This is a genomic window from Microbulbifer aestuariivivens, assembly GCF_039545115.1.
In the GTDB taxonomy this organism is placed as follows: domain Bacteria; phylum Pseudomonadota; class Gammaproteobacteria; order Pseudomonadales; family Cellvibrionaceae; genus Microbulbifer; species Microbulbifer aestuariivivens.
In genome coordinates this window covers 171,655-183,491 of sequence record NZ_BAABRT010000005.1, presented here as the reverse complement: position 1 = coordinate 183,491, position 11,837 = coordinate 171,655, and the positions used below count along the sequence as shown (strand labels likewise).

Genomic DNA, 11,837 nt, shown 5'->3' with positions numbered 1-11,837 from the left:
CGGGTCAGTCGAGGAACTGCAGGAAGATCTGGACGAATGGCTGGCGTATTACAATAATGAGCGCACGCACCAAGGCAAGAAGTGCTGCGGCCGTACACCGATGCAGACACTCGATGATGGCAAAAAAATCTGGATGGAAAAGTTCGTAAACTGAACCTGACCTGACAGAGCACCTTCTGAAAAACCGGTAACTGTCAGATCAAGTCTGAACTACTACAAATAATTAATTGGCCAATTAATTTCCAAGCAGCTCCATCCTCAACACAAGCGCATCATTATGTTCTTCATCATGGGCGCTGTAGATCAGCGTGACGGTTTCTTTCCTTGCCAGTGACCGTATCCGCTCCAGCTCTTCATGATGCTCGCTCAGCTCCTCTCGGTAACGCTGCTGGAATTCAGCCCAGCGTTCCGGGTCGTGCCCAAACCATTTGCGCAATTCCGCGCTTGGCGCCAGGTCTTTTGCCCATTCATCCAGCGCGGCCTTTTCTTTGCTCACGCCGCGAGGCCACAGGCGATCAACAAGAATGCGATAGCCATCATCTTCAGTGGCTGGCTCGTAGGCGCGCTTCAGGCGCAGGTGCGCCTCGATCTTTGATTGATGTGTCATTGAATTAGATACCTGAGATAGCACCCCAAAGATTGCTGACCGATTAGACGAGTGTTCTGCCCTGTCATTTCTGCAGCAGCCTTCTAATCGAGAAAGCTGTGTTCGTAAAACTGTAAACGGCTAAGTTCGGCGGTCATTTCTAAGACCTTCACCGTTTATGTGCGCGTAACACGGACATCAATTGATGGGCATTCACGTTTAGGCTTTATGAACCATAGAGCCACTGGCGTTTGGCGACATTCACCTTTGCAGAGATTAAAATTTTCACTGCGCGGGCAAGGCAATACCCGGTGATGGCGTCCATTGCACACAGGTATTGCCCTTTAACCGGTGGCTCAGGTCAGCCGGTAAGACTGGGCGCCGGTACCGGCGAGTTCACCGCCTGCGACGATGAGGTATTCCTCTCGGATCGGGGCATTGCCGAAGTAGCTCTGCAGTATCTCCAGTGTGCCGGCGGCATAACGGGTCTGTGCCGAGAGCGTGGTACCAGAGATATGAGGGGTCATGCCGTTGAATGGCATGGTGCGCCAGGGGTGATCAGGCGGCGCCGGTTGCGGGTACCAGACATCGCCGGCATAACCGGCGATGTGGCCGGATTCCAGTGCGCGCACAACCGCATCGCGCTCCACCAGCTTGCCCCTTGCGGTGTTGATCACATAGGTGCCGCGCTTCATTTTTTCGAACATTTTGTCGTCGAGCATGCCCTCCGTGGATGGATAGAGTGGTAACTGCATGTTGACGATATCGACTGCTTCCAGCAGCGACTCAACATCCTTGTGGAAAGTCAGCCCCAGCTCCTCTTCGATGGCGCTGTCCAGGCGGTGGCGCTTGGTATAGTGCAGTTTCACATCGAAGGGCTTGAGGCGGCGCAATACGGCGAGGCCGATTCTGCCCGCGCCTATGGTGCCGAAGTGCATACCCTCGACGTCGTAGGCGCGGGACACACAATCGGCGATATTCCAGCCGCCCTCTTTTGCGGTTTCATGGGAGGGGAGGTAATTGCGCACCAGTGACAGCACCATCATCACCACGTGCTCTGCAACACTGATGCAGTTGGAACCGGTAACTTCCGCCACGGTGATGCCCGCTTTGGCCGCGGCTGCCAGGTCCACATGGTCCGAGCCGATACCGGCAGTCACAGCCAGCTTGAGTTTGCCGGCCTTGGCGATGCGCTCTTCGGTCAAATAGGCTGGCCAGAAGGGTTGCGAAATCACCACTTCGGCCTCGGGGAGCAGGCGTTCAAATTCCGAGTCGGGGCCGTCTTTATCGCTGGTCACGATCAGCTCATGGCCGAGCCCTTCCAGATAGGCGCGCAACCCCAGCTCACCGGAAACGCACCCCACCAGCTCCCCGGGCCGGAAGTCGATCGGTGGCTCGGGTGTTGGCGCCGTCTGGCCATCGGCATAGCCACTGATCACCGGTATTTCATCCCGCGCATACTGCGGCGGATAACCGCTGACCGGGTCTGGATAGAGAACGCACAAAATCTTCGCCATAACGCCAATACTCCTCACATCAGGCCAGCGAGCCACATAGGTAGTCGGCAACCGCAGCGCTGAAAAGCCCATGTAGCCCCAGGAGCGCCTATCGCCGCCTACAAATCAAACTTAAAGGAAGCTAAAGGGTAGTGACTGCACCGAAGCGTCGGTAGAAATATAAACTTCGAAAATTCGCCTCTGAGTCAGCTTCTGAATTCGCCGCCGCTGAATTAGCCACAGCAGCTGTCGTATCGAAAAATTGCAGGATACTCCCGGCTGTAGACCAATTGGCCTTTGTGCCCTGAGATTTATCACAAGCGGCACGGGCAATCCCCTTCGCCAGGGCAGGCCTGTTGATGCTTGCATCCTCAGCGCCACCAATGACCTGCCGCTCGCGGCACTAATCGCTACTAACCACTAGATAGCGGCAAGTACTCGCGTTAGCTAATAGCGGTGAGTAATAGCAGCCACGTCACTGATTTTTTATCACCATACCCCTGTTCTGCCACCACAATAGAGGCTTCTTCCTCTGGCACAGAATTCAGCAGACTTGGTCTAGGATAAGTGGAGGGTGTGCGTTTGTTTTCTGCGACCCCCAGCTGAACTTGATATGGGTTGAGCTTGACAAGGGTAGAGGCTGATAAGGGTTGAGCTTGCCAACAGTTGAGATGGGTATAACCGGAGCCTGAATAGCGATGTACTGGTATTTCAAAGTCCTGCAAAACTATTTCAACTTCCGCGGCCGCGCACCGCGGCGGGAATACTGGTTTTTCGTGCTGTTCAATCTGCTGTTTGCGCTGGCCCTCAGTGTCATCGACACCGTGACCGGGCTTTACAGTGCGGAGTATGGGATTGGCTATCTGGGCGGGATCTATGCGCTGTTTGTGCTGCTGCCATCCCTGGCGGTCACGGTGCGGCGCCTGCACGATACCGGGCGCAGCGGCTGGTGGATTCTGGTGAGCCTGATTCCCCTGCTGGGTTATCTGATCCTGCTGGCCTTTATGGTTTTCGGCAGTGAAGCGTCCACCAATCGCTTCGGCCCCAACCCCAATCGCGATCCCAACCTCATTATCGACAGCGAGAATAACAGCGGCCGCTTTTAACGCTGCCCGGCATGCTCAGGGCTTTTTAGCTCAGGCATGCCGGGGTGGCTGGCTCGGCGTTGGCTGGGAAAGTCCCACAACCATTGAATAAGCCGGGCCATGCCATCGCGGCGCTGCCCGCAGCGGGCTTGCGCTGTTGTCAGCTGTCCTGCAGAAAACGCGCGATGGTGCGCAGGCCGTGCCCCTTGGCGCCCTGGGCCCACAGGTCGTTGGCACCGGGCTGGTAGGAACCGGACAAGTCCATATGCACCCAGTCGCGGCCGGTATCGCGCACAAAGCGCGCGAGGAATGCCGCCGCGGTGGAGGCGCCGGCACTGCCGTCGATGCCCACGTTGGCGATATCGGCAAAGCCGGACGGAATCTGCTCCAGGTGGAATTTTTCCAGCGGCAGGCGCCAGGCTTTTTCGTATTCGGCGGCGGCTGCGTCCAGTACCCGCTGTGCGCCCCCATCCTCGAAACTGAACACCGCATTGAAGTCCCGCCCCACCGCCATCTTGGCGGCGCCGGTGAGGGTGGCGGCATCGAGAATCCAGCGCGGGTTTTCCTCCGAGGCGGCGATCAGGCCATCCGCCAGCACCAGCCGCCCCTCGGCATCGCTGTTGAGAACTTCCACGGTGACGCCGTTTTTGTATTTGATAATGTCGCCAAGCTTGAACGCATGACCGGAAATCAGGTTCTCGGCACAACACAGGTAGAGTTTCACCCGTTTCTGCAGCCCGCGGGCAATCGCCAGCGCGAGACCGCCGGTGACCATTGCCGCGCCGCCCATATCGGATTTCATGGTGACCATATTGCTCGACGGCTTGATGCTGTAACCACCGGAGTCAAAGGTGATGCCCTTGCCCACCAGGCAGATATCGACAGGAGCGTCGTCCTTGCCGGTGGGGTTGTAGTCCAGCTGCAGCATCACCGGTTCGCGCACACTGCCGCGCCCGACATTGTGAATACCGGTGAAACCCTCGGCCAGCAGATCGTCGCCGGCGATCATGCGATAGCTGACCGCCTGCGGGGCGAGCTTCTGCAGCATTTCCGCCGCGCTTTCCGCCAGCACGCGCGGCGAGACATCGTCGGGGGTGCCGTTGGTGATGGCGCGCACCCACTGCGCCGCCGATTGCCGCGCGCGCAGCTCCTCAAGTTCGGTTTCATTGTCGGTGCCCCAGTCGAGGCTGCTGGCGCGGTTGGGGTTATAGAAGCCGGCCCAGAAGGCCCAGCGGGTCTCGATGCTCCAGCCGTCGCCGCAGAGCTTCACGGCCGGAACGCCCATGCCATCCAGCCGCCGCGCGGCGCGCTGGGCCGCCACCTGCGCGGTGCCGGTGGCCTCGGTGACATGAATCCGCGCGCCGCCGGCGGTAAAACTCAGCAGCGCCTTCTCTCCCCAGCAGGCCGCCGCGGCGGATTCCACCAGTTCAACTTCCATTGCTTTCGCCATTACCAGGTGCTCCAAAATTCCTGTTTGTGTAGGGGTATTGCCATTTATTCTACCAGCCCGGACCCCGCGCCTCCCGCATGAGACGGTTTGCGCCGACGCATGTCGCGCCGCTAGACTGCGCCGAGGACAACCCGATCAAGGAAGAGATAATGGCAGAGTCCTGCAACTACCACACGTCGCGGGATGCGGGCTGGCACTGCCAACCCTGCAAGCGGCTTTTCTGTGCAGACTGTGTGCCGGGCAGCCCGGCCAACTACATCAACGGCCAGCCGGACTGCCCGCTGTGCCGCAAGCCGCTGACGGATATCGCCGCCAGCAACAGCGCCCGCCCCTTCTGGCAGATGGGCGGTTTCTTTTTTCGCTACGCCCTGCAGCCGGGACCGCTGACGATTACCGCTCTCGCCGCCGGCGCCAGTCTGCTGATGGATGGGCTGGGCCTGATTTCGCTGCTGGCGTTACTGGCGATCGTCGCCCTGGCCACCCGCTACAACCTGCTGGTGATTGAACAGCTGGCGCGGGGCAAACTGGATGCCCCGGGCTTCGGCGAGGCGCTGGACGGGCGCAGCGCGCCGATACTGCTGAAAGTGATCGCCATGCTGCTGATCGCCGGCTTCGTCGGCTACCAGTTCATGCGCCTGTTTGGCGAGGGCGGCATGCAGTTGTATTCCCTTGCCCTGACACTGCTGGGGCCGGCGGCGATGATCGTGCTGGCTCTGGAGGGGCGCCTGCGCGCGGCGGTGAACCCGCTCAAGCTGCTGCATTTCACCCTGGTGATCGGCTGGCCCTACCTGCTGCTGTGGGTGACCACTTCCGCCGTATCGGCGGCACCGCAGTACCTGTTGCCGCTGGTGGCGGCAAAGCTGCCGGCCTGGGCGATCCTGCCGGTGATCGGCGCCAGCACCAGTTATTTCTCTCTCGTGACCAGTGCGATGATGGGCTACATCTGCCTCGGCAAACAGCGGCCCCTCGGCATTACCCCGGACCGGGACGCGGACGATGAGATCATGGAAGAGGGTGAGTTCGACCGCGCCCGGGCTCTGGCGGAGGCGCAGATCCTGATGCGGGAGGGGCAGCACCCGGTAGCCCGGCGCGTACTGGTTGAGGCGCTGCGCCGCCATCCCAACGATGCCACCCTGAACGAACGCTACTACCGCCTGCTGCTGGCCAGCCGCGATGAAAAAGCCCTGCGCGAACTGGCCCCGCAGCTGCTGGAAAAACTCATCAATCTGCATCAGGCCCACCGGGCGGTGGAACTCTATCTGGCCACGGCGCCGGCTCCGCTCATCGACAAGCCCCAGCTGCGCCATCGCCTCGCCGAGGCCCTTTATCAGCAGGGAAAATTCGCCCCGGCGGCCAAGCTGCTCAATCACCTGCACAAGCAGGCCGGCAACTATCCACAACTGGACCGGGCTTACCTGTTGCTGGCGAAGATTTATCTGGATGGGTTCAACCGCGACGACCTGGCCCGGCAACTGCTGCAGTTTTTGCGCAGCAAGTTCCCGCACAGCGAGGTTCAGGACGAGGTGCGCACCCTCGCCAGGGTGCTGCAGATCGCAGAGACCGCCTGAGGCGGCCTACTCGGAAACACTGGCAGGGCGCACCAGCTGCTGAATCTCCCGCGCGCGCGCTTCCTCCCCGCGGCGGCGGTAGTGTTCCACCAGCGCCATGCCCAGACGCGGCAGCAGGGGGTGCTCGACCCCCTGCCCCTGCAGGCGCCGCAGCAGTTCCTCCAGCCAGTGCCACTGTTTCTCCTGCGCGGCGCGCCGCGCCAGCAGCAGGCAGGCCTTGGCGGAGAGGGCGCGGGGCCGGCTGGTGGCGCGCAGGTAGCGCTGGTAGCTGTCCGCCAGCTGGCCGACGCCGATGGCGTGATCATCCGCCAGTGCGAACAGCGCCAGGTGAGCGCGGTGGTAGTCCTCGCTGTCCGGCGCCACCGAGGACAGCTCGATGGCGCGCTCGATCAGTTCGATATTGCGCGGGTGCTGGCGCACCGCCGCCGCGGCCGCTTCGCCGGCCTCCAGATATTTGCCCTGCTCCTGCAGGCGGTCAATACGGGCCAGTACCCGCTGCTCGGCGCTGGGCACCCCCTCCTCCACCGGCATCTGCGCCAGCAGCGGGCGCCGGTTGAGCAGTGCCATGGTGGCCACAAAACCCGCCAGCAGACCGCCCAGATGCGCCCAGTAGGCGATGCCCGCGTCGCCCCAGAAGTAACCGAACAGCTCCTTGGCCAGCCACAGCGGCAAAACCAGCAGCGCCGGGGCGCTGAACTCGCCGAACATAAAGCCGATGGTGTAAAAGAAGCGCAGCCGCTGCACCCCGTAGACGGCCACGAACATGCCCATCACTGCCGACACGGCGCCTGAGGCGCCCACCATGGGCATGGGGCTGCCCGCCTCCACCGCCATATGCAGCCCAGCCGCCGCCAGACCGCCGACAAGGTACAGGCCGGCGAACCAGGCACCGCCCAGCGCCAGCTCCACCGACAGGCCGAACAGCAGCAGGAAGACCATGTTGCCGATCAGGTGATCCCAGCTGCCGTGCAGGAACATATGTCCGAGCAGGCCGGCGGCGCTGGGTTCGGCGGGGGTCAGCCCGAGGGCGAAGGTGCTGAGGCGGTTGCGCAGCTGGTCGAATTGCTGCCGCTGGGCGAGCCACTCGGTTTCGTTCTCGGCGCGCAGCTGCGGCAGCAGCCACTGGTGAAATTCGCGGTTGCCCAGCAGCTCCCGGTAGACGAATTCCTCCCCCTGGGCATCCATATGCATGCGCCACTCGGGGTGTTCCTCGTTGATATAGACAAGGAAGCGCTGCTCCTCCAGCGCCGGCAGGTCACTGGAGAAGTAATACTCCTCGGCGGCCTGCCAGCGGGCCTCATCGCGCCCCTGGTACAGGACGAAGACCAGCAGGTTCAGGGCAATCAGGGCAAAGCACATCAGCGGCGGGCGACGCCAATCCGGCTTGTTCTGTATCGGGATAATCAGCAAGTGCGGGGGTCCTGTCTCAATTCATGCGCCTCAACACGCGCTCCGCCGCGGGCTCCCGGGAGCCGCCATCAGAAGCGCCCCAGAATACAGGGGCGGCGATTGCAGAACAAACACTCCGCCCACAATTTGAGCGACTCCGACGCCGGGTTACGGCTTCTGGCGCCGCGCCAGCGTAAGCGGCGCATCCCAGCTGCGCAGGTGCAGATCCCGCTGCGGGAACGGAATCTCGATACCGCGTTCGTTGAACTCCCGCAACAGCTCCAGGTTGTAGAGGGCATAGGGGTCCCCCAGCGGCGAAACCATGTTGCTGTTGATCCACACCACCAGCCGGAAGTTGAGGGCGCTGTCGGCGAACTCCATCAGCCACACTTCGGTTTTGCGCTGCCAGTCGGTGTGGGTGATGGAGACCCGCTCGGCGGCGGCGGTGGCGGCATCGCGCACCTGGTCCGGGTCCGACCCATAGGCCACGCCGAAAGGCACATGAATGCGCCGCACCGGGTCGTCGAGGGTATGGTTGATCACGCGGCCGGCCACAAACTCGGAATTGGGCACCAGGATATCCACGTTGTCGCGGGTGGTAATCCGCGTGGAGCGCACGTTGATATCCCGTATGCGCCCGAAAACCCCTGACTCCAGCTCCACCAGATCCCCCACCCGCAGCGGCTGCTCGAAGAGCAGGATCAGGCCGGAGATAAAATTCGAGAAGATCGCCTGCAGGCCAAAACCGATACCCACCGACAGCGCCCCCGCCACCAGCGCCAGTTTCGAGGCGTCGAGACCCAGCATCACCAGTGTCACCATCAGCGCGATGGCGATGATGCTGTAGTGCAGCACCCGGCCCAGGTTGTACATGCTGGATTCGCTGGCGTGCTTATCGCGCACCAGGCGGTTGAGGAAACGGCGGGTCAGGCTGGAGATCAGCCAGGCGCAGACCAGCACGAACAGCACCCGCGCCAGAATACGCAGGGTGACCGGGTTCTGGCTGATGGTGAACAGCTGGAAATCGGCCAGCTCGCGCCAGCGGGTATAGGCCACGCTGGCAAAATGTCCGGTGCGCTCCCGCAGCGTGGCCCACCAGCCGCGGCGCTGCTGAAATACCTGCAGCTGCGCCGACTCGTAACGCAGCACATCCTCCAGCAGATCGTCGGCACGGGCGATGCCGCTGTCGATCTTCTCGAAGCTGCGCCACCAGGCGCGCATGGCGCCGCGCTTTTCATCACTCCAGGCGACCACTTGACGCTGACGCAGGTTGAGGTCGCTGGCGAGGGCGTCGATCACCGAGCGCGCCGTCTCCACCAGTTCGCGGTCGCGCACCAGCTGCGGCTCCCGGCCATCCGGGTCCAGCACCGCATTCATCGACAGCAGCAGCTCGGTCTTGCGCTGGCGCAGGCGGTTCTCCAGCTGCAGGACTTCGTTCTCCATCAGCTGCAGGTCCCGCTCCAGATTCTGCTGCGGGTCCGCCGACTCCAGCGCCCTGCGCCGCAGCTGGGCGCGCTGGTCGAGCAGCGCTTCCCGCTGCTGCCCAAGTTCCGCCAGTGAGGCCTCGAGGGTCTGCGCCGCGGTGCCGCTGTAAACCAGCGAGCGCAGCAGTTTGTCGAGCTGGCTTTCCGCCTGCTGCACCTGCTCCCGCCAGCGCGTCATCTGCTCTTGCAGCAGGCTGCGCTGCTCGATGATATTGAGGTGATCCACCTGGGTGCGGATAAGCTCCATCGCCACCACTTGGCGATTGGTGCCCTCGACGGCCTCCCTGAGCGCGACCACCTGGTTGCGCAGCTGGCGCAATGACTGCGCCAGGGTCTCATCGATCTGGCGGGTTTCCAGTTGCAGGCTCAGCAGGCGCTGCCTGCCCCGCTCCACGGCGGCATCCGCCTTTTGCCAGTCCAGCACTGTGGGGTCAGTGGGGAATGCCACCTGCGGCAGCACCGCAACCCCTTTCAGCTCCTCATAACTGTTCCAGGTGGCATTGAGGCGCTTGAAGCTTTCGTTGACGGCCTCCGCCTGCTTCTGCAGCTCGGCGTTATCCGGCAGTCGGCCGCTCCACTCCATCCAGGCGCGCACCAGCGCCAGCCGCCACGCTTTGCGCTGTTCGCGGGTGGCCTCAGGCCAGGTGGTCCACCAGTCCGCGGGGGGGGCGGAAAAATCCGGAATAACCGGCTCAAATTCCTTCGGCTTGCCGCCGGGCAGCTGGGCGGAGACGGCGAGACTGAAAAAGGCGAGAAAAAAGACCAGCGCCGGCGCACACAGACGCTGCAGCCAGCGAAGGCCGCAGCGCAGGCAACCGTGAAAGGAAGGGCGGAAGGCGGAACCGCTGCCATCCTGCATAAATCGCCGACTCCGTGGCAAACCCGACACACATAAACAGGCGCGGCCCGACAGGCCGCTTTTTCAGTGTAGCCGAACCGGCCAAGCGGATTTGCATGGGTGGACTTGCAAAACTGGCCCTGCGCCCGAATTCACAGCCGCCAGTGTGAACGGCCGCAGTTCCTACGTTTAATCCAGCCTCAGGGGTTGCGCGCGCGGCGCATGCAATCCTGATACGCCTGGCGATACTTGCGCTCATCCCCCCTTCGCTCGCGGCCGCGCCGGCGCCGATCGTCTCTGGCGTTGTCGCGGATATTGTCGCTGGCGTTGGAAGTGGCAATGATATTGGCGGCGGCGCGGCGACACAGTACCTCTCGCGGCACCCGGTAATCCTGATAGGGCGTGTCGAACTGATCCCGCGGCGCAATGGGATAAGGCGGTATGGCTTGCGGATAGATAGGGATTTGCGGCGCCTGCGCATCGCGGTGGTAGTTGCGCCAGTTTGCCGGCGGCGTCACCACGGTGAAGTCGCTGCCGCGTTCATCGAAAAGAAAGAAAGTGCCATTGCCGGCCAGGAAATAATGGTCATCGCCGATATAAAAGCCGGTGCTGTCCGGCGGCACGGAGGTGACGGTGGCACCGAGAGGAGGCTCTATCTGGCGAAAGGAATCGCCCTCCTGACGATAAAAGTAACCGCCCTCATAGTAATAGGCCTGATTGCGCAGCTCGATTTTAACCGCCCCCGCCGGCAGCTCGCGATAGAGATCCTGCCCGCAGATCCCAACACTGAAAAGCACGGACAGCAGAAAAACCGCGGGCAAGCGTAACAGCGCAGGAATTCGCAAAAACGACGGATTAAAAACAACCGAAGGGCGCATGATGACAATCCTCAAACCGCGGGGTCCACCGCTGGATTGCCTTTAGTCTATGCACTGCCCGGCGAAACCCCCACCGGCGCCACCATGATACCGGGAGCAAGGCGCATGACGGCGGGCGAGCGAGCGAGCGAGGGTGTGGGACAAAGGGTAGACAAGAATCTACAAAAAACGCTAGAGAAAATGCTGGACCTTGCTCTTGTAGCTGCGGCTCATCTTCAGCCGCTCGCCGTTGTGCAGCACTAGGTAATACTCACCGTTAATATGCGCGCAGATTTCGCTGACGCGCCCAAGATTGACGATGGTGGAGCGGTGAATGCGCTGGAAGACACGCGGGTCCAGCTGCTGCTCCAGCTCCTTCATGGTGATCCGCATAACGTGGGTTTCGCCATTGGCATGGATGCACATGTAATCCCCCGCGGCATCGATCCAGTCGATCTCCCGCGCCGGTACCAGGGCGATTTTACCGGTATCCTTGATGGCGATTTTTTCCGGATAGCGTGGACCGGAGAGATCGCCGCTGGCCAGCTTTTTCTCCAGCGCCTCCGGCGATTCCTGGGTGAGGTCCGCCACCGCCTCCAGCAGCTGCTCGCGCTGCGCGGCCAGATCTTCGGTGGCGCGCTTCTCCCGCACCCGCACAATCGCGCGCTGCAGGCGCTCTTCCTCGATCGGCTTCAGCACATAGTCCACCGCGTTCACCTCGAAGGCGTCGACGGCATATTCGTCATAGGCGGTCACGAATACCACCTGCGGCAACTCTTCCAACGGCAAAGCCTGCACCAGTTGCAGGCCGTTGATGCCGGGCATCTGAATATCGACGAAGGCGATATCCGGCCGCAGTTCGGGAATTTTTTCCAGCGCCTCGCGACCGTTGCGGCATTCGGCCAGAATCTCCACCCCACCCAGATTCTCCAGCCGCAGCCGGAGACCGCGCCGGGCCAGAGGCTCATCATCGACGATGATGGCCTTTAATTTTTCCGCAGTGACAGTGGTCATAGTGCCCTTCCCAATACTCACCCTGATTCCTGCCGCGAGCGATCCCAGCCGCTGGCTGTTCTCCGGCCGC

At 62.0% G+C, this 11,837-nt stretch carries 10 protein-coding genes; 3 read left to right on the top strand and 7 right to left on the bottom strand.

The annotated features are described in order from the left end of the window. Positions 1-154, top strand: a 154-nt coding sequence (locus ABEA58_RS04820; RefSeq protein ID WP_345549370.1) for an IS3 family transposase, incomplete at its 5' end; no start/stop codon positions are given. 81 nt (positions 155-235) lie between these two features. Here ABEA58_RS04820 and ABEA58_RS04815 read toward each other — a convergent pair. Together ABEA58_RS04815 and ABEA58_RS04810 are read right to left on the bottom strand one after the other, a co-directional pair. After that, a complete protein-coding gene (locus ABEA58_RS04815) occupies positions 236-607 on the bottom strand; it encodes a DUF488 domain-containing protein (protein WP_345549356.1) in 372 nt (123 codons plus the stop codon). Between the two features lie 335 nt (positions 608-942). Next, positions 943-2,103 (bottom strand): NAD-dependent formate dehydrogenase, encoded by a 1,161-nt coding sequence (locus ABEA58_RS04810; protein WP_345549354.1) that lies wholly within the window; start codon positions 2,101-2,103, stop codon positions 943-945. Between the two features lie 677 nt (positions 2,104-2,780). Between ABEA58_RS04810 and ABEA58_RS04805 the strand changes: the two genes are divergently transcribed. Next, complete coding sequence (locus ABEA58_RS04805) at positions 2,781-3,188, top strand: DUF805 domain-containing protein (protein ID WP_345549353.1); 408 nt, start codon at positions 2,781-2,783, stop codon at positions 3,186-3,188. A gap of 139 nt (positions 3,189-3,327) precedes the next feature. On the opposite strand, the gene pepB is transcribed toward ABEA58_RS04805, so the two are convergent. Beyond that, a complete protein-coding gene (pepB, locus tag ABEA58_RS04800) occupies positions 3,328-4,605 on the bottom strand; it encodes an aminopeptidase PepB (protein ID WP_345549352.1) in 1,278 nt (425 codons plus the stop codon). Between the two features lie 161 nt (positions 4,606-4,766). Between pepB and ABEA58_RS04795 the strand changes: the two genes are divergently transcribed. Then, positions 4,767-6,185, top strand: coding sequence for a tetratricopeptide repeat protein (locus tag ABEA58_RS04795; protein ID WP_345549350.1), 1,419 nt, complete (start codon positions 4,767-4,769; stop codon positions 6,183-6,185). Between the two features lie 6 nt (positions 6,186-6,191). Here the strand turns inward: ABEA58_RS04795 and ABEA58_RS04790 are convergent, their stop codons facing one another. The 4 genes from ABEA58_RS04790 to ABEA58_RS04775 all read right to left on the bottom strand — a co-directional run bounded on the left by ABEA58_RS04790 (position 6,192) and on the right by ABEA58_RS04775 (position 11,767). Next, complete coding sequence (locus ABEA58_RS04790; protein WP_345549348.1) at positions 6,192-7,595, bottom strand: rhomboid family intramembrane serine protease; 1,404 nt, start codon at positions 7,593-7,595, stop codon at positions 6,192-6,194. Positions 7,596-7,742: 147 nt separating this feature from the next. Beyond that, the gene (locus ABEA58_RS04785; protein ID WP_345549346.1) at positions 7,743-9,917 is read right to left on the bottom strand and encodes a mechanosensitive ion channel domain-containing protein; all 2,175 of its coding nucleotides are present in this window, start codon (positions 9,915-9,917) and stop codon (positions 7,743-7,745) included. Positions 9,918-10,096: 179 nt separating this feature from the next. Continuing rightward, positions 10,097-10,717 carry a DUF6515 family protein gene (locus ABEA58_RS04780; RefSeq protein WP_345549344.1) on the bottom strand — a complete coding sequence of 207 codons (621 nt, stop codon included), beginning with the start codon at positions 10,715-10,717 and terminating at the stop codon, positions 10,097-10,099. A 228-nt stretch (positions 10,718-10,945) separates the two neighbouring features. Beyond that, positions 10,946-11,767, bottom strand: a complete 822-nt coding sequence (locus tag ABEA58_RS04775) for a LytR/AlgR family response regulator transcription factor (RefSeq protein WP_345549343.1) — start codon at positions 11,765-11,767, stop codon at positions 10,946-10,948. Positions 11,768-11,837 lie beyond the last annotated feature (70 nt).